19 protein-coding genes and 1 tRNA gene are annotated in these 16,302 nt (G+C 69.8%); 9 read left to right on the top strand and 11 right to left on the bottom strand.

What is annotated here, in order from left to right; translation table 11 throughout:
• Window positions 1–5: 5 nt before the first annotated feature.
• The 5 genes from ABZX61_RS42355 to ABZX61_RS42335 form a co-directional block, all read right to left on the bottom strand.
• Entirely contained in the window at window positions 6–803 is a 798-nt protein-coding gene (locus ABZX61_RS42355) for a hypothetical protein (RefSeq protein ID WP_355202747.1), read from the bottom strand.
• Window positions 800–1,561 carry a GntR family transcriptional regulator gene (locus ABZX61_RS42350; RefSeq protein ID WP_355202744.1) on the bottom strand — a complete coding sequence of 254 codons (762 nt, stop codon included), beginning with the start codon at window positions 1,559–1,561 and terminating at the stop codon, window positions 800–802. The genes ABZX61_RS42355 and ABZX61_RS42350 overlap by 4 nt, the downstream gene beginning before the upstream one ends.
• Before the next feature lie 75 nt (window positions 1,562–1,636).
• Window positions 1,637–2,467, bottom strand: a complete 831-nt coding sequence (locus ABZX61_RS42345) for a phosphotransferase (RefSeq protein WP_355202741.1) — start codon at window positions 2,465–2,467, stop codon at window positions 1,637–1,639.
• Between the two features lie 118 nt (window positions 2,468–2,585).
• A tRNA-Pro gene (locus ABZX61_RS42340) sits at window positions 2,586–2,659 on the bottom strand.
• A 64-nt stretch (window positions 2,660–2,723) separates the two neighbouring features.
• Window positions 2,724–3,587 (bottom strand): metallophosphoesterase, encoded by an 864-nt coding sequence (locus ABZX61_RS42335; protein WP_350732739.1) that lies wholly within the window; start codon window positions 3,585–3,587, stop codon window positions 2,724–2,726.
• Between the two features lie 98 nt (window positions 3,588–3,685).
• Between ABZX61_RS42335 and ABZX61_RS42330 the strand changes: the two genes are divergently transcribed.
• Window positions 3,686–4,141 carry a GatB/YqeY domain-containing protein gene (locus ABZX61_RS42330; RefSeq protein ID WP_350732699.1) on the top strand — a complete coding sequence of 152 codons (456 nt, stop codon included), beginning with the start codon at window positions 3,686–3,688 and terminating at the stop codon, window positions 4,139–4,141.
• A gap of 257 nt (window positions 4,142–4,398) precedes the next feature.
• On the opposite strand, the gene ABZX61_RS42325 is transcribed toward ABZX61_RS42330, so the two are convergent.
• A complete protein-coding gene (locus ABZX61_RS42325) occupies window positions 4,399–6,645 on the bottom strand; it encodes a transglycosylase domain-containing protein (RefSeq protein WP_355202738.1) in 2,247 nt (748 codons plus the stop codon).
• Window positions 6,646–6,888: 243 nt separating this feature from the next.
• On the opposite strand from ABZX61_RS42325, the gene ABZX61_RS42320 reads away from it, so the two are divergent.
• A complete protein-coding gene (locus tag ABZX61_RS42320) occupies window positions 6,889–7,185 on the top strand; it encodes a WhiB family transcriptional regulator (protein ID WP_090771382.1) in 297 nt (98 codons plus the stop codon).
• 51 nt (window positions 7,186–7,236) lie between these two features.
• Here ABZX61_RS42320 and ABZX61_RS42315 read toward each other — a convergent pair whose 3' ends face one another.
• Together ABZX61_RS42315 and ABZX61_RS42310 are read right to left on the bottom strand one after the other, a co-directional pair.
• Window positions 7,237–8,364 carry an ArsA family ATPase gene (locus tag ABZX61_RS42315; protein ID WP_350732701.1) on the bottom strand — a complete coding sequence of 376 codons (1,128 nt, stop codon included), beginning with the start codon at window positions 8,362–8,364 and terminating at the stop codon, window positions 7,237–7,239.
• Entirely contained in the window at window positions 8,361–9,362 is a 1,002-nt protein-coding gene (locus ABZX61_RS42310) for an ArsA-related P-loop ATPase (RefSeq protein WP_355202734.1), read from the bottom strand. The genes ABZX61_RS42315 and ABZX61_RS42310 overlap by 4 nt, the downstream gene beginning before the upstream one ends.
• A gap of 149 nt (window positions 9,363–9,511) precedes the next feature.
• Between ABZX61_RS42310 and ABZX61_RS42305 the strand changes: the two genes are divergently transcribed.
• The 4 genes from ABZX61_RS42305 to ABZX61_RS42290 are packed head-to-tail and all read left to right on the top strand — an operon-like array spanning window position 9,512 to window position 11,732.
• A complete protein-coding gene (locus ABZX61_RS42305) occupies window positions 9,512–9,667 on the top strand; it encodes a hypothetical protein (protein WP_211370275.1) in 156 nt (51 codons plus the stop codon).
• Window positions 9,664–10,122 carry a RidA family protein gene (locus ABZX61_RS42300; RefSeq protein WP_355202730.1) on the top strand — a complete coding sequence of 153 codons (459 nt, stop codon included), beginning with the start codon at window positions 9,664–9,666 and terminating at the stop codon, window positions 10,120–10,122. The genes ABZX61_RS42305 and ABZX61_RS42300 overlap by 4 nt, the downstream gene beginning before the upstream one ends.
• A 6-nt stretch (window positions 10,123–10,128) precedes the next feature.
• A complete protein-coding gene (locus ABZX61_RS42295; RefSeq protein ID WP_355202727.1) occupies window positions 10,129–10,947 on the top strand; it encodes an NUDIX hydrolase in 819 nt (272 codons plus the stop codon).
• Window positions 10,944–11,732 (top strand): MBL fold metallo-hydrolase, encoded by a 789-nt coding sequence (locus ABZX61_RS42290; protein ID WP_355202724.1) that lies wholly within the window; start codon window positions 10,944–10,946, stop codon window positions 11,730–11,732. The genes ABZX61_RS42295 and ABZX61_RS42290 overlap by 4 nt, the downstream gene beginning before the upstream one ends.
• Here ABZX61_RS42290 and ABZX61_RS42285 read toward each other — a convergent pair.
• Window positions 11,714–12,349, bottom strand: coding sequence for a Crp/Fnr family transcriptional regulator (locus ABZX61_RS42285; RefSeq protein ID WP_225965682.1), 636 nt, complete (start codon window positions 12,347–12,349; stop codon window positions 11,714–11,716). The genes ABZX61_RS42290 and ABZX61_RS42285 overlap by 19 nt on opposite strands.
• 230 nt (window positions 12,350–12,579) lie before the next feature.
• Window positions 12,580–13,020, bottom strand: a complete 441-nt coding sequence (locus tag ABZX61_RS42280) for a hypothetical protein (protein WP_350732713.1) — start codon at window positions 13,018–13,020, stop codon at window positions 12,580–12,582.
• Between the two features lie 86 nt (window positions 13,021–13,106).
• Between ABZX61_RS42280 and nth the strand changes: the two genes are divergently transcribed.
• On the top strand, window positions 13,107–13,829 hold the full coding sequence (gene nth, locus ABZX61_RS42275) for an endonuclease III (RefSeq protein WP_355202721.1): 723 nt from the start codon (window positions 13,107–13,109) through the stop codon (window positions 13,827–13,829).
• Between the two features lie 70 nt (window positions 13,830–13,899).
• Complete coding sequence (locus ABZX61_RS42270; RefSeq protein WP_355203272.1) at window positions 13,900–14,517, top strand: CoA pyrophosphatase; 618 nt, start codon at window positions 13,900–13,902, stop codon at window positions 14,515–14,517.
• On the opposite strand, the gene ABZX61_RS42265 is transcribed toward ABZX61_RS42270, so the two are convergent.
• On the bottom strand, window positions 14,514–15,026 hold the full coding sequence (locus ABZX61_RS42265; RefSeq protein ID WP_355202718.1) for a HEAT repeat domain-containing protein: 513 nt from the start codon (window positions 15,024–15,026) through the stop codon (window positions 14,514–14,516). The genes ABZX61_RS42270 and ABZX61_RS42265 overlap by 4 nt on opposite strands.
• An 81-nt stretch (window positions 15,027–15,107) precedes the next feature.
• On the opposite strand from ABZX61_RS42265, the gene ABZX61_RS42260 reads away from it, so the two are divergent.
• Window positions 15,108–16,298 carry a MarP family serine protease gene (locus ABZX61_RS42260; protein ID WP_350732719.1) on the top strand — a complete coding sequence of 397 codons (1,191 nt, stop codon included), beginning with the start codon at window positions 15,108–15,110 and terminating at the stop codon, window positions 16,296–16,298.
• Window positions 16,299–16,302 lie beyond the last annotated feature (4 nt).

Here is a 16,302-nt window from a genome sequence, read left to right as displayed (position 1 = left end):
TCCGGCTAACGTGACGGCAGGTCCACCAGGCCGGGCTGTGACATTGTGCGTCGCTCCGCCGGGAAAAGCCGGTAGATCGTGTCACGGAGCGCCTCGTCCCGTACGGACGCGACGAACTCCTCGGCCGTGCTCCCGCACAGACGACGCAGCTCAGGGGACTCGTCCAGCAGGCACTGGATGAGCGCCCGCTGATCCGCGAGCCGTCTGGCAGCACCGGTCTCGTCCACCAGGCACCCGTGCCGGCCGACGTAGACGAAGCAGCGCGGGAGCGGAGCTCCGGATTCGAGGGTCACGGGATGGCGCTCGGCGGGCAGGCGGCGGCGCCAGTAGTTCGGTTCGGTGAGGTCGAGCGCGGCCAGCTCGCGTTCGTCGAGCCAGAGCACGAAGAGCCGCGAGGTCTCGCCCGGGGCCTCCACCGGCACGGCCGGCACGTAACCCCACCGGTTGACGTGCGCGGAGAAGCCCGGAGCGATGCCGTCCACCTCGGCGAATGTCATGGGGATGACCGGCGGGATCCCACGGCCGGCGAACTTGCGGCGCATCTGACCGGGCGAGGCATTGGAGCCCACGGCGACGACCGGATGGCGCTCCGACATCGGGGAGCGGTCGAGCCGCGCCAGGAGCTCGCCCAGCGTCTCGTCTCCGGCCTGCCAGTCGTCCGCCGGGGCGGCCTCCTCTAAGCGCAGCTGCAGGTACGTGTCGTCCACCAGCACGCCGGAGGTGGTGGGGGTGTGTCCCGGGTAGGTCAGCGGCTGCGTCATGGGGTTGCTGTGGAAAAGGTCCACGGCCTCGGCCACGGTCATGAAGCATCGAGTTCGTAGACGAGCGTGTGCCGGTCTCCCGGTGCGACCGTGACCATCACCCGCACCGGCCGGCCTTCGGCGTCGTAGCCGGTACGCATGTGCTCGGCCACCGGCGTGCCCGCAGGCAGCCCCAGCCGGGCGGACTCGTCCCTGGTGGGCATCCGGACCTGGATCTCGTCCACCAGCCGGTGCTGAGGGTGACCGATGGACGCGAGCAGGCCACCGGGGGCGCTCACGCTCTTCGGCTGCATCAGCGCCGTCCCCCTGGCCAGGTCTTCCGGGAAGTAGCTGTCGGCCACCTGGAAGGGAACGTCGTCCACGTACCGCACCCTGCGCCGGACCACCACGATGTCCTTCTCGGCATCGAGGTTGAGGCGTTCGGCGACCGCTTTCGGCGGGATCTCCAGGCCGACGCTCACCTCCTGCAGGGGGACGCGGCCCTGGTCCTGGACCTCGGTCGCCCACGCGTCCGCGTCGGCACTGTGGCCTCCCCGATGCTCGAAGTGGGACAGATGCCAGCGCAGGCGCGCCTGCGAGCGCACGGTACGGCCGCGGCCGCGCCCGCTGCTGAGCAGCCCCTCGTTGGTGAGCTGCTGCAACGCCTGTCGCACCGTCTGACGCGACACACCATGTCTCTCTGCCAATTCCTGCTCTGGCGGCACCGTGTTACCTGGCGCCAGTTCGCCTCGCTCTATCGACGTGCGCAGGGTGTCCGCGACGCGTTCGTACAACGCGCGGGGGTCGGATCCGGCCGGCACTTGAGTTCTCCTTGGGTCACTTGTACGTACTCACCGTACCAAGAGACCCTATGGTGACCGCAAAATCACAGACCGTTAGGTTTGCGTCTCGAGCCAGGCGACGATGCTGCGCACGTACCCGTCGACGTTCACCAGCGGACGGCCGTCAAGGATCCCGACGAGATGCCCGACCCCGAACGGGGCGTCGTAGGCGCGGGCGCGCCGGTAGGTCTCGGGGTCCACGGCCAGCCTGATCGTGTCCCAGCCGTGCCAGGCCATCAGGGCCGCGTCGACGGCGGGGTCGAACAGATGGGCCTGGTCCCAGTCGAGGACGCCGACCAACCTGCCGTCCCGGCCCCAGTGCACGTTGGCGCCGCCCAGGTCGCCGTGGACCAGCGCATCCGGTACGGGTTCCAGGGCCGATGCCGCCTCCAGGCGCCTGCGGCACTCATCCCGCCACCTGTCCGGCAGACGCGGCACCACCTGCTGCGCCAGAACCTCGGCCCAGCCCTTCTCCCTGGGGGCGTAGAGCAGTTGCCTCAGCCGCGGCGTGACGGGCACCTCCCGCACGGCGCGTAGCAACGTTCCGATCTGATCCGGGTCGCCCTGCCCCTCGGGCTGCTCCTCCCCGTCGATCCACGAAACGGCGACCGCCGCGCGCTCACCGAACCGGGTCACGGGTGTGAGCGGCTCCGGCACCGCGAAGGGCAGCCCGGCGCCGGCGATCTCCCGCAACGCCTCCATGCGGCGCGGCATCGCCTCCGCCGACGACGGTCGCTTGCTCACCCGTACGGCCGCGGTTCCCGGGAGGAGCACGACGTGATGGAGATTGCCCTCGGTGACCCGGGCGGAGTCGAGGGAGTGGCCGGGGAGGAGGGCGTCGGCGATCTCCAGCAGCTCGCCGGCGGACATGGGGCTTTCGGTCATGTTTCACCAACATCCGTGTCGCGGCGAGGCCGTCCAGAGAAAGGGCCGGATGTCTCTCCAGGCGCCCGGTCAACGAGAAAGGCCGCTTCCGAAAATCGGAAGCGGCCTTCTACCTGGGTCGGGGTGGCGGGATTTGAACCCACGACCTCTTCGTCCCGAACGAAGCGCGCTGCCAAGCTGCGCTACACCCCGGTGCACGCCGGTCTTGCGCGTGCTTGGAAAAGTCTAGCGGACTCCAGAGGTACTTGTGACCGCCTTAACGGCGAGGAACAAGGGTAAGCAGTGACGCCTCCGGGAAGCAGGCGAAGCGGGCGGGGGCGTAAGGGGAGGTGCCGAGGCCGGCCGAGACGTGGAGCCAGGCGTTGTCGTGGCGGCTCAGACCCTTCACGCGGGCCCGGTCGATGCCGCAGTTGGTCACCAGGGCGCCGTAGAACGGGATGCAGAGCTGGCCGCCGTGGGTGTGGCCGGCCAGCAGGAACTGGTAGCCGTCCGCGGCGAAGCGGGTCATGTTGCGGGGCTCGGGGGAGTGCATGACGCCCAGCCGGAGGTCGGCGTCGGCGGGGGCCGGGCCGGCGACGAGGTCGTAGCGGTCGCGGTTGATGTGGGAGTCGTGGATGCCCGCCACCGCCACGTCGAGGTCGCCCACCTTGATCCGGGCCGTGGTGTTGTTCATGTCGAGCCAGCCCTCGGCCGCCATGCCGGCCCCCAGCTCCTCCCAGGGCAGGGAGGGCACGTGCTGGCGGCGGTCGTTCTTGGAGGTGCGCCAGAGGTAGCGGGCCGGGTTTTTGGGCTTGGGCGCGTACAGGTCGTTGGAGCCGTAGACGAACAGGCCCGGGCGGGACAGCAGGGGCTCCAGGGCGTGCAGGAGCGAGGGGACGGCGTCCAGGTGCGCGATCGAGTCGCCGGTGTTGACCACCAGGTCCGGCTTCAGCGAGCCCAGGGAGCGGACCCAGTTGATCAGCATCGTACGGCGCGGCGTCAGGTGCAGGTCCGACAGATGGAGAATGCGTACGGGACGCTGACCGCGCTCCAGCACCGGCACGTCGAAGCGGCGCAGGCGGAACCAGTTGCGCTCCACCACAGAGGCGTAACCCAGCCCGGCCAGGCCGAGACCGAGCATGGACAATGGCACTGCGACGGCTTTCCTCACCTACTCATGATGCCCGACATCGGGTGCGCGGCGTCCGGACAGTCCGCGCAGACGGCAAGATGGAGCGCATGAGCGCATTGAAGGACAAGCTGAAGGCCGATCTGACGGCCTCGCTTAAGAGCCGGGACGAGCTGCGTCTCCGGACGATTCGGATGGCACTGGCCGCGGTGAACGTCGAGGAGGTCTCCGGCAAGGAGGCCAGGCAGCTGACCGACGACGAGGTCATCAAGGTGCTGACCAAGGAGGCCAAGAAGCGCAAGGAGGCCGCCGAGGCGTTCGGTAACGCGGGGCGGGCCGAGCAGGCGCAGGCCGAGCTGGACGAGCAGGCGGTGCTGGAGGAGTACCTGCCGGCGCAGCTCAGCGACGAGGAGCTGGGCGCCATCGTCGACGCCGCCATCGCGGAGACGGGCGCCGCCGGGCCGCAGGCCATGGGGCAGGTCATGAAGGCGGTCAACCCGAAGATCGCCGGGCGGGCCGAGGGTGGCCGCGTGGCCGCCATCGTCCGCGCCCGACTGGCGGGGTAGAGCAGCCTCCCGGGTGTTCCATCGCCCGCTGCCGGGCGTCGCGCCGCTCGGTGCCGGGGCCCGTGGCGCCCCAGAGGGCTCAGGGCTCGGGTTGGCGGCTTGCGTGGGGTCCTGGAGGGCCATCGGACTGCTGGGCCCTCAGAAAGGCCTGTAGGCGGTCTCAGCGGGCCGGGAGGCGGGGTCCCCGCCTCCCGGGTAGGCGGCGGGCCGGAGCGGGGCTCAGGCCCGTCACACGGCGGGGACCAGAAGCGGTGGAGTCAGCGGCCGCGGCCGTTGCCCGGGCCGCCGTCGTCGCGACCGTTACCGGGCCCGTCCCCACGGTCCCCGTTCGGCGGGTCGAAGATGTCGAACGGGTCGCCGTCCCCGGTGGGCGGCCCTTGCTCGTCCTTGTCCTTCTTCTCGGGCTTCTTCGGCGCGCAGTTCTCCGTGCACCCGCCGAACCGCGACTGGTCCACCGGCGTGAACTCCGCGGCCTCGACCCCCTTCAGGGCGGTCAGCATCGCGTCCTTCCAGATCCGCCCGGAGATGGAGGCCCCGTACACGTACGAGTAGTAGCGGCCCCCGATCGTGACCCCGATCAGCTCGTTGCCCCTGGTGCCACGCGGGTCGCCCAGGCTGACGGCCGACGACATGTTGGGGGTGTAACCGGCGAACCAGGCCGACGCGTAGTTGTCGGTCGTGCCGGTCTTGCCGGCCGCGTCGCGCCCGATGCCGCCCACCTCCGTCATCGTGCCCTTGGTGAACACGCCGGACAGGATGCCGCTGACCGCGTCGGCGACCTCCTCCTCCAGGACCTGGGAGCACTTCGGCTTGTACTGCTTCGCCTTGCCGTTCCTGTCCTTGATCTCCGTGATCGCCAGCGGCTTGCAGTACTGCCCGCGCGAGGCGAAGACGGCGTACGAGCTGGCGATCGTCACGGGGTCGACCTCGTTGACCCCCAGCGTGAACGTCTCCACCTCCGACAGCTTCTGCCCGTCGGCCCGCTTGACCCCGAGCTTCTTGGCCATCTTGACCACGCTGCAGAGCCCGACCTTCTCCTCGAGCTTGAGGAAGAACGTGTTGACCGAGCCCCAGGTGCCGGTCTGCAGCGTCTTGAAGCCGCCGCCGCCCTCGCTGGAGTTGTGCACGGTGTGGGACGGGTCGCCGACGTTGTCGCCCTTGCAGTTCTTGAACGTGCTGTAGGCGCCGGCCTGGTAGCCCGCCGGCGCCGGGAAGCCGTCGCCGTACTTCAGGCCCTCCTCCAGCGCCGTGGCCAGCGTGTAGACCTTGGCCGTCGAGCCCTGCTGGAACCCGCGACCGCCACCGTGTGCCGCGTCGGCCACGATGTTGTAGCTCATCTCGTTCTTCTTCTTGCTCCCGCCGAACTTCCGCGAGGCGGCCATGGCCTTGATCTCGCCGGTGCCGGGAACGACCATGGCCTGCGAGGCCACGGGCTTGTCCTTCTTGGAGACGTACTTCTTGATCGCCTTGTCGGCGGCGGCCTGCATCTTCGGGTCGATCGTGGTCTTGATCGTCAGGCCGCCCCGCTGGAGCAGCTTCTTGCGCTCGTCCTGGTTCTTGCCAAAGTCCTCGTTGTTGAGGATCTCGTACTGGACGTAGAGGCAGAAGTACGGATATTTGCTGGCCTCGCAGCCACCGGGTGCCTTGATGTTCTTCCAGCCCAGCTTCTTCGCCTTGGCCTCGTCGGCCTCCTGCCGCGAGACCTTGCCGATCTCGGCCATCCGGTCGAGCACGATGTTGCGCCGCTGCAGCAGCCGCGCCCGCGACTCGGGGCCGACGCTCGGGTCGGTGCGAGCGGGGTTCTGGACGGCGCCGGCCAGCGTGGCGCTCTCGACGAGGCTGAGCTCGGAGGCGGGCTTGTCGAAGAAGCGCCGGGCCGCGGCCTGGATGCCGTGGGCGCCCGCGCCGAAGTAGGCGATGTTCAGATATTTCTCAAGAATCTGATCTTTCGAGTACTTCTTCTCGATCGCCATCGCGTTACGCAACTCGGACAGCTTGCGGGAGAGCGTCGGGGCGATGGCCGCCGCCTGCTCCTCGGGAGTCTCGGCCGCGTTGACCAGCACCTGCTTGACGTACTGCTGGGTGATCGACGAGCCGCCCTGCATCACGCCGCCGCCCGACAAATTCTTCACGAGCGCTCTGGCCGTTCCCTCAACATCGATCGGCCCGTGCTGGTAGAAACGGAAGTCCTCGATCGCGATCAGCGCCGTCTGCATGATCGGGGCGACCTGGTCAAGGCGGACAGACTGCCGGTTTTCAAAGTAGAACTGCGCGAACTGCTTGCCGTTGGCATCCTTCAGGATGGTGCGCTCGGGAAGAGGGGGTTCGTCGAGCTCTTCGGGCTTGAGGTTGAGGCTTTCCACAGCGCTCTTCGTGGAGATCCCCGCCCCTCCGATCGCGGGCAGGGCCACGGCCGCGGCCAGCACCCCGGCGACCGATCCGGCGATGATCAGACGCAGGATGGCGAGGACGGGGTTGGAGCGATCTTTGCGCTGCGCTTGCACGCTACCAAGAGTACGTGGAAAGACTGACCGAATCGGTAGCGCGACACCATTTCGCCTTGACTGATGGGGGTGACTAGTCATTCCCGGTCAAGATGGCCGCGAGAAATTGGTCCTCTGGGGTCTGTCGGCCCGAACGTGAAGTTGCGTACGTTCTCCTCTGCGGCAACTGAATACGGAGGCTCGGCGCCCGCGCCCGTCGGCCCCAAATGACGACTGACCACCTAAGGGGAGTGGGGTCGAACAATGTGGATCACGGATTGGACCTCCCGTGCCGCCTGTAAGGGTGCGGATCCGGATGCCCTGTTCGTGCAGGGCGCCGCGCAGAACAGGGCCAAGCTCATCTGCCGGGGTTGCCCGGTTCGTACTGAATGCCTCGCCGATGCGCTGGACAACCGCATCGAGTTCGGGGTGTGGGGCGGTATGACCGAGCGTGAACGGCGTGCGCTGCTTCGACGGCGGCCTGACGTGGACTCGTGGCGAGACCTGCTCGAGTCGGCCAAGGAAGAGTACGAACGAACCAACGAGCTGATCGCGGGCTGATCCAAGCCCGGCGAGCCGTAGTACGGCCGGCGCCGTCCGCCGGCCGTACTTTCATGCGCTCGCCAGCAAGTCCCCGATCTGCCGCAGACCAGTGAGATCGTGGACGTCCTCGGACATGGCGCGAACCCGCACCACGGGCACCGTGGGGTGGGCCGAGACGAAATGCTCCTGCTCGCGATGCTCGCGAGCGGTGAGCTGCATTCGCCCGGCGTGCAGCCGCAGCACGGCGGCGGTCAGCTCATGCTCGCCCCGCGCCTCCAGGTCTTCGGCGGCCGCGGCGCTACGGGCGGCCGAGAGGACCGAGGCGGGTGACATGTGCACCCGGTTGACCACCAGGCCGGCCAGTGGCATGCGCTCTTCGGCGAGCCTTTCGACGAAGTAGGACGCCTCCCGCATGGCGTCCCGCTCGGGCGCGGCCACCACGAGGAAGGCCGTGCCGGGGGCCTGCAGCAGCTGGTACGTCATCTCGGCCCGCTGCCTGAAGCCGCCGAAGACGGCGTCCAGCGCGGACACGAACGTCTGCAGATCCTTGATCACCTGCGCGCCGAGCAGCTTGGTCATCGCTCCGGCCATCAACCCGAACCCGGCGTTGAGGAGCCGGAAGGCGCTGCGTCCGCCGGCCTTGGCCGGTGCCGTCAGCAGCCGGATGAACCGTCCGTCGAGGAAGCGCCCGAGCCGCTCGGGCGCGTCGAGGAAGTCGAGCGCGGACCGCGACGGCGGCGTGTCCACGATGATCAGATCCCACTCGTCCGACCGGCGCAGCTGGCCCAGCTTCTCCATGGCCATGTACTCCTGCGTACCGGCGAAGCTGGAGGAGAGGGACTGGTAGAAGGGGTTCGACAGGATCTGGCGGGCCCGCACGGGATCGGCGTGCGCCTCGATGATCTCGTCGAACGTGCGCTTCATGTCGAGCATCATCGCGTAGAGCTGGCCGCCGCCCTCGGGCGAGCTGACCAGGCGCGGGGTGTTGTCGAGCTCGGTCAGCCCCATCGACTGGGCCAGCCGGCGCGCGGGGTCCACGGTGAGCACGACGGCGCACCTGCCGCGTTCGGCGGCCCGCAGCCCGAGCGCCGCGGCGGTCGTGGTCTTGCCCACCCCGCCGGCTCCGCAGCAGACGATGATCCTGGTGCCGGGGTCGTCGAGTATCGCGTCGATGTCGAGTGCGGCGGGCTTCTTCACGCTGCTCCTTGGGTGCGCATGCTCTCTGCCAGCTCGTACAGGCCGGCCAGGTCGACGCCGTCGGCCAGCAGCGGCAGCTCGTAGCTCTTCAGCCCGGCCTCGCCCAGCGACTCGCGCTCGGCGCGCTCCAGCTCGGTGCGGTGGGCGTGCTCGGAGATCTCCTCCGCGAGCGCCTCGGCGATCGCCGAGGCCTCGGCCCCGTCGGCCACCCCGGCGGCCTTCAGCCCGAGCACGAGCTCCCCGGGGTCGAAGCGGCCTTTGACAGCTGTGTCAAGAGCGGCCTGTGGGATCAGTGATTCGCGCACCATATTGACGAAAATTCCCCCTGCGGGGAGCCCTGCCGAACGCAATTCGGTGATGCCGTCGAGCGTCTCCTGCACGGGCATCTCCTCCAGCAGCGTCACGAAGTGCACCGCCGTCTCAGGAGATTTCACGACCCCGTTGACCAGGTCGGAGTGGTTCTTGATCGGCCCGACCTTGGCCAGGCCCGCCACCTCCTGGGTGACGTTCAGGAAGCGCGTGATGCGGCCCGTGGGCGGCGCGTCGAGCACGACCGCGTCGTAGATCCTGCGGCCGTTCTTGCCCCGCCTGCGCACGGCCTCGGTCGTCTTGCCCGTGACGAGCACGTCGCGGAAGCCGGGGGCCACGGTGGTGGCGAAGTCGACGACGCCCATCTTGGTCAGCGCCCGGCCCGCGCGGCGCATCCCGTAGAACATCTCCATGTACTCGAGCATGGCCTCCTCGGGATCGATGGCCAGCGCGTACACGTCGCCGCCGGAGGGCGCCACGGCGATCTTGCGCTCCTCGTAGGGCAGCGGCGGCAGGTCGAAGATCTGCGCGATGCCCTGCCTGCCCTCGACCTCGACGAGGAGCACCTTGCGACCGCCCGCGGCCAGCGCGAGCGCGAGCGCGGCGGCCACGGTCGTCTTGCCGGTGCCGCCCTTGCCGGTGACGACGTGCAGCCGCACACCGGCCCAATCCGTGTCCGGAGAGTCCACTATTCGAGGCTACCGAAGGGTCACTTGCCGGATGCCGACGACCACTGTTTGAGATTGCTCACACCCAGACGGGAACTTAACGGCGACCACGGTCTTGAGCAGGCACAAGGCAGGCCGGCGGGCGGGTTTCTTATGAGAAGCTGACCTTCATGAAGAAATGGGAGTACCTCACCGCCCCGGTGTTGATCCACAACACCAAGATGATCCTGGACAACTTCGGCTCCGACGGCTGGGAGCTGGTCCAGATCGTTCAGGGTGCCTCGCCGGAGCAGCTCGTCGCCTACTTCAAGAGGGAGAAGCAGTGACCCCCGAGCAGAAGATCGCGGATCTCGGCCTGACGCTGCCCGAGGTGGCGGCGCCGGCGGGCGCCTACGTGCCGGCCGTGCGCACGGGCAACCTCGTCTACACCTCCGGCCAGGTGCCGTTCGTCGACGGCAAGCTGCTGCGGACCGGCAAGCTCGGGGCCGACCTGACCACCGAGGAGGGCGCGGAGCAGGCCCGCATCTGCGCGCTCAACGCGCTTGCCGCCCTGAAGGCCGAGGTCGGTGACCTGCAGAAGGTCGTGCGGATCGTCAAGGTCGTGGTGTTCGTGGCCAGCGATCCGTCCTTCACCGAGCAGCCCAAGGTCGGCAACGGCGCCAGCGAACTGCTCGCCGAGGTGCTGGGTGAGCCGGGCAGGCATGCCCGCAGCGCCGTGGGCGTGGCCGTCCTCCCGCTGGACGCACCTGTGGAAGTGGAGCTGATCGCCGAAGTAGCCTGAGGCACTATGACCGATGTGACCGGATTGCCGCTTCCAGCCGAGCTAGCCGCGCGGGCGCGGGACCTCCTCGAGGGGCGGGTCGAGCCGGTCCCGACCCGCGATGCCGCCACCGTGGTGATCCTGCGAGGGAGCGCCTCACCGGAGGTCTACCTGCTGCGGCGGAAGGCCACGATGGCCTTCGCGGCGGGCGCGTACGTCTTCCCCGGCGGCTCGGTGGACGCCCGCGACACCGACCAGGCCGTGGCCTGGGCCGGCCCGTCGCCGGCCGAGTGGGGCACGGTCTTCAACGCGAGCGAGCAGGTCGCGCGCGGGCTGGTGTGCGCGGCCGTACGCGAGACGTTCGAGGAGTCCGGCGTGCTGCTGGCGGGTCCCGGGCCCGATTCCGTGGTCGCCGACACGACGGGCGACGACTGGGAGTCCGACCGGCTGGCGCTGATCGACAGGAGCCTGGGCTTCGCCGACTTCCTCGCCAGGCGCGGCCTGGTGCTCCGGTCCGACCTGCTCAAACCGTGGGCCCACTGGATTACCCCGGAGATCGAGCACAGGCGCTTCGACACGCGGTTCTTCGTCGCCGTGCTCCCGGAGGGCCAGCGCACCCGTGACGTCGGCGGTGAGGCCGATCAGGTGGCCTGGAAGCGCCCCGCGGAGGCGATCGAGCTGGCGCACCGGGGGGAGATCTTCCTGATGCCGCCGACGTACCACACACTGAGCGAGCTGGCGGCCCACGACGGCATGGCGGGGATCCTGGCCGAGCCCAGGGAGATCGTGCCGATCATGCCGAAGGCCGTGGAGATCCAGGGCGAGATGCGGCTGGTGACCCGGTGAGCGGGCTGCACATCCCGATCGGGACGCCCGACGGCTCCCGTACCGAGCACGCCGAGAACCTGCTCGCGCCCAACCCGTCCGCCATGACGCTCGACGGCACCAACACCTGGGTCATCGGCGGGGACGAGGTGGTGGTGATCGATCCGGGGCCGGAGGACGAGTCGCATCTGCGCCGCGTACGCGATCATCTCGGGGAGCGGCGCGTCACCGAGATCCTGCTCACCCACGGGCACTTCGACCACAGCGGCGGCGCCAGGCGCTTCGCGGAGATGGTGGGCGCCCCCGTCCGGGCGCTCGATCCGCGGCACCGGCTGGGCGAGGAGGGGCTCGACGACGGCGACGTGGTGAGCGTGGCGGGCCTGGAGATCCACGTGTACGGCACGCCGGGCCACTCGTTCGACTCGCTCTGCTTCTGGCTGCCGCAGGACCGCGCGATGCTGACCGGTGACACCGTGCTCGGCCGGGGCACCACGATCATCGCCCGCGACGGCGGCCTGGCCGACTATCTCCGCAGCCTCGACCGGCTCAGGGCGGCCGCGGAGGGCCTGGAGGCGCGGGCGCTGCTGCCCGGCCACGGCCCCGTGCTGCCCGACCCGATCGCCGCGCTCGACGGCTACATCGCGCACCGGCGGCAGCGCCTCGACCAGATCAGGGCGGCGCGCGCCCAGGGCGCGCGCACGCCGCGGGAGATCGTCAAGATCGTGTACGCCGACGTCGACCGCTCGCTCTGGGCCGCCGCCGAGATGTCGGTCGTGGCCCAGCTCGACTACCTGGACCGGTTGTAGAGCCGGTCCATGTCGAGGATCACCACGGCCTTGGCCTCGATCCGCAGCCAGCCGCGCTGGGCGAAGTCGGCCAGCGCCTTGTTGACCGTCTCGCGCGAGGCGCCGACGAGCTGCGCCAGCTCCTCCTGCGTCAGGTCGTGGTGCACCCGCAGGCCGTCGTCCGTCTTGGTGCCGAACCGCTCGGCCAGGTCGAGCAGCTGCTTGGCCACGCGCCCGGGCACGTCGGTGAAGACCAGGTCGGCCAGCACGTCGTTGGTGCGGCGCAGCCGCTGGGCGAGCGCGCGCAGCAGGTGGAGCGCCACCTCGGGGCGGCCGGTCAGCCAGGGGCGCAGGTCGTCGTGGCCGAGCCCGGCCAGCCGCACGTCGGTCAGCGCCGTCGCCGAGGCCGTACGCGGTCGCGGGTCGAACAGCGACAGCTCGCCGAACATCTCGCTCGGCCCGAGCACGCTCAGCAGGTTTTCCCGTCCGTCGGGCGAGGTGCGGGACAGCTTGATCTTGCCTTCCAGCACGACGTAGAGCCGGTCGCCGGTCTCGTTCTCGTGGAAGAGCGTCTGTCCCTTGGAGAGCTGGACCTCCGTGATGCTCGTACGCAGCGCCGCGGCGCTCTCGCGGTCCAGCGCGGCGAACAGGGGGGCCTTGCCCAGCACGTCTTCGGTGTTCACTCTGCCTCCTCTGCTGCCATTGTGACTCACCCCACTCTGCGTGGCACACACAGGTTATGGGAATGCTGGAGTGTTCTGCGCTTTTCGGATGAGTCGTATCCAGGGGAAAGGTACCTGATGCCCTGGTTTCAGGGGCTATCGACCCTCCCCTGTGCCGCAGAAGAGTCTCAGGAGGCGAGAAGGTCTCAGGAGGCGAGAAGACCGTCCACGGAGGCCACCGCGGCCGCCACCGACTGGCCGAGCAGCACGCGGAGCACGTCGGCCGCGCGCGGGCGGGCCGTGGGGTCGGCCTGGCGGCACTGCCGTACCGCCAGGTGCAGCGCGGGAGGCAGGACGGCGGGGTCGCCGTCCGTGCGGCCCGTGGCCGCGAAGACCACCAGGTCGGCCCAGGCCAGCACGTCGTCGGCGGCCGAGCCCGGCGTGACGCCGGGCTGCCAGCCGATCAGCACCTGGCCGTGGGCGCCGAGCGCGACGCTCTCGTGGCTGAGCCGGAGCCCCACGTTGCCGCGGGCGTGCAGCTTGGCCACCGCGGAGGCGCAGGTCAGGGCCAGGCGATGCAGCGCCTGCCCCCGCAAAGGCCCCGACGTACGCACGAAGTCCGACAGCACCGCACCCTGACCGCTCATGGCCACCGCCCTCCCGTGTCGCCCCCTTGTACGCGAGCAGGGCCGTCCTGGGTTCAACGGTTCGCGGAAGCTTCTAGTCTTGCGGCATGGCCACGAACGCGGCGGGGCGCAAGCCGGAGACCCGGCTCGCATTGGTACGGCGGGCCCGCAAGATGAACCGCATCCTCGCGGACACCTATCCAGAGGCCCACTGCGAGCTCGACTTCGGCAACCCGTTAGAACTTCTGGTCGCGACCATCCTCTCCGCCCAGTGCACGGACAAGCGGGTCAACATGGTCACCCCCGTCCTCTTCGCGAAATATCCGACAGTGGAGGACTACGCCGCCGGCGACCGGTCCGAGATGGAGGAGATCATCCGCTCGACCGGCTTCTTCCGCGCGAAGACCAACAGCATCATCGGCATGGCGCAGGCGGTGTGCGAGAAGTACGGCGGCGAGGTGCCCGGCAAGCTGAAGGACCTGGTCACCCTGCCCGGCGTGGGCCGCAAGACCGCCAACGTGGTGCTGGGCAACGCGTTCGACGTGCCGGGGCTCACCGTCGACACCCACTTCCAGCGGCTGGTGCGGCGTTTCGGCTGGACGGAGGAGACCGACCCCGTCAAGATCGAGCACGTCGTGGGGGAGCTGCTGCCCAAACGCGAGTGGACGATCTTCTCCCACCGGGTGATCTGGCACGGCCGCCGCATCTGCCACGCACGGCGGCCCGCGTGCGGTGTGTGCCCGCTGGCCGCGCTCTGCCCGTCGTACGGCACCGGCCCCACGGCGGCGGCCGAGGCCGAGAAGCTCGTCAGGCCCGGCCCCTTCTCGTGATCGCGGGAAGTCCCCGGTGTCCCGGCGTGTTGGAGGATGCGTGACCCAAGTGCCCGACTGGCTCGACCGACTGGCGGCGCAGGCTCAGCGCTTCGACGTACCACGGTGGTGGACGCCCCCCAACGGCAGCGGGCGGGCCGCCGCGGTGCTGATGCTGTTCGGCGAGGGGGCGCTCGGCCCCGACGTCCTGCTCATCCAGCGCAGCACGCTCGGGCGCAGGCACGCGGGCCAGCCCGCCTTCCCCGGCGGCGGCGTCGACCCCGACGACGGAGGACCCGTCGCGGCGGCGCTGCGCGAGGCCGAGGAGGAGACCGGGGTCGATCCCGTGGGCGTCCACGTGCTGTGCACGATGCCCGAGCTGTACCTCAGCCACAGCGACAACCGCGTCACGCCCGTGATCGCCTGGTGGCGTGAGCCGTCGGCCGTGCACGCGGCCTCGCCGAGCGAGGTGGAGTCCGTGGAGCGGGTGCCGATCGCCGAGCTGGTCGATCCCGCCAACCGGGTCACGCTGCGGCATCCGCGAGGGTCGGCGGGGCCGGCGTTCCGGGTGCGGGGGATGCTGGTGTGGGGGTTCACCGCGATGGTGCTCGACACCGTGCTGCGCGAGGGCGGGCTGGCGCGCCCGTGGGATTCCGCGCAGGTGGAGGACCTCCCGCAGGAAGTGATCGACCTGGCGTCCAGGGGTTAGCGGGACGAGCGCAGGGTCACGCCCAGGGAGGCCCAGCCCGCCACGTCCTTGTCGCTGTCGGCCGCCAGCGCGCGCAGCGTCTCCAGGCCGGCCCGGTCGGGGGGATCGCCGAGCACGTGCTGCAGCGCGTACGCGGCTCCGTAGCGCACCCTCGCGTCGTCGTGGCCGGCCAGCTCGATCACCGACGGCAGCGACCGCGGGTCGGCCAGGTGCCCGAACGCGATCAGCACCGAGTAGAGCACCATGGCGTCGTCCTCGCTGGCCGCCAGGTAGCGCAGCACCGGCAGCGTACGGTCCACGAACGGCTGCAGCATCCCCATGATGTCCACGCCGAGCAGCCGCTCCGCCACCGTGTCCGCGGCGCACAGCCGGCGCGCCTCGATGAAGGACTCCAGATCACCGCGCTGCCGCAGCACGGAGATCACGTGCCAGCGCAGGGGGCCGTCGGGGTCGGTGTCGCACAGAGCTGCCTCGATGAGATCGCGCACTGTTTCCTCGGCCGACGGCATACCGCTCAAGGTAGCCACGCGGTGACGCCGTCCTGGCGGAAGACGTGCACACTTGACCGTATCCCTGGTTAGCTTTGAAGCGTGCGCGGTGATCTGCTTGACCTCATCTTGATCGGCCTCGTGATCGCCTTCGGCGTCTCGGGTTACCGGCAGGGCTTCATCATCGGGGCGATGAGCTTCGTGGGGTTCGTCGGCGGGGCCGTGCTCGGCGTCTTCATCGCGCCACCGATCTCCAAGGCCCTGGTCAGCGGCGACACTCCGCAGGCGCTGCTGGCGATCGTGATCGTCTTCCTGGCCGCCACCATCGGCCAGTTCGCGTCCTCGACGCTCGGCGCCGTCGTGCGCAGCCACGTCACGTGGGAGCCCGCCAAGGTGGCCGACGCGGTCGGCGGCACGTTCTCCAGCGCGCTGTCCGTGCTGGTGATCGCCTGGCTGATCGGCTCGCTGATCGTCTCCACGGCCTTCAATCCCCTCGTCGACCAGGTGAAGAACTCCGCGCTGCTGACCACCGTCGACGACGTGATCCCGCAGGCCGCGCGCAACTGGCAGCAGCCGTTCAAGAAGTTCATCGACCGGTCGGAGTTCCCGCCCGTCTTCGACGCCATCGGCGGCGGCACGATCGTCGACGTGCCGCCGCCCGACCAGAGTGTGCTGCAGGGCTCCAAGCTGAGCCGCGCCCGGCGGGCCATCGTCAAGGTGCAGGGCAACGCGGAGAGCTGCAACAAGCACATCGAGGGCACCGGCTTCGTCTACGCCCCCGGCCGGATCATGACCAACGCCCACGTGGTCGCGGGCGTGACCCGCGACCTGCAGGTCATCGACTCCAACAACACGCCGCACGCGGCCACCGTCGTGCGCTACAACCCGCGCCGCGACATCGCCGTCCTCTACGTGCCCGGCCTCGACCTGCCGCAGCTCTCCTTCGACGGCGACGGCTCGCGCGGCGACAGCGCCATCATCGCCGGGTTCCCCAAGAGCAAGGGGTTCACCGCGGAGCCGGCCAGGATCGGCGGGCAGCTCGACGCCGAGGGGCCCGACATCTACCGCGACGCCACGGTCAGGCGCAAGGTGTACGCGATCCGCGGGAAGGTGCTGCCCGGCAACTCGGGCGGCCCGCTGCTCACGGTGGACGGCCGGGTCTACGGCGTGATCTTCGCCGCCGCGATCAACGAAGAGGAGACCGGCTACGTCCTGACGGCCGAGGAGGTCGCCCCCGACGCGGCCCAGGGCCGCAACGACACCACCCCGGCCAGCACCCAGAAGTGCGACTGACGCC

It is taken from the genome of Nonomuraea sp. NPDC003709 (assembly GCF_040610775.1).
GTDB classification, from domain to species: Bacteria; Actinomycetota; Actinomycetes; order Streptosporangiales; family Streptosporangiaceae; genus Nonomuraea; species Nonomuraea angiospora_A.
This window is presented reverse-complemented; position numbering and strand designations above follow the sequence as displayed.

Excerpts from the sequence above, each read along its gene's own strand:
- ABZX61_RS42355 (WP_355202747.1), bottom strand. The coding sequence starts at position 803 with ATGACCGTGGCCGAGGCCGTGGACCTTTTCCACAGCAACCCCATGACG.
- ABZX61_RS42345 (WP_355202741.1), bottom strand. The coding sequence starts at position 2,467 with ATGACCGAAAGCCCCATGTCCGCCGGCGAGCTGCTGGAGATCGCCGAC.
- ABZX61_RS42335 (WP_350732739.1), bottom strand. The coding sequence starts at position 3,587 with ATGCTCGGTCTCGGCCTGGCCGGGCTGGGTTACGCCTCTGTGGTGGAG.
- ABZX61_RS42330 (WP_350732699.1), top strand. The coding sequence starts at position 3,686 with ATGAGCGCATTGAAGGACAAGCTGAAGGCCGATCTGACGGCCTCGCTT.
- ABZX61_RS42320 (WP_090771382.1), top strand. The coding sequence starts at position 6,889 with ATGTGGATCACGGATTGGACCTCCCGTGCCGCCTGTAAGGGTGCGGAT.
- ABZX61_RS42305 (WP_211370275.1), top strand. The coding sequence starts at position 9,512 with ATGAAGAAATGGGAGTACCTCACCGCCCCGGTGTTGATCCACAACACC.
- ABZX61_RS42295 (WP_355202727.1), top strand. The coding sequence starts at position 10,129 with ATGACCGATGTGACCGGATTGCCGCTTCCAGCCGAGCTAGCCGCGCGG.
- ABZX61_RS42280 (WP_350732713.1), bottom strand. The coding sequence starts at position 13,020 with ATGAGCGGTCAGGGTGCGGTGCTGTCGGACTTCGTGCGTACGTCGGGG.
- nth (WP_355202721.1), top strand. The coding sequence starts at position 13,107 with ATGGCCACGAACGCGGCGGGGCGCAAGCCGGAGACCCGGCTCGCATTG.
- ABZX61_RS42265 (WP_355202718.1), bottom strand. The coding sequence starts at position 15,026 with ATGCCGTCGGCCGAGGAAACAGTGCGCGATCTCATCGAGGCAGCTCTG.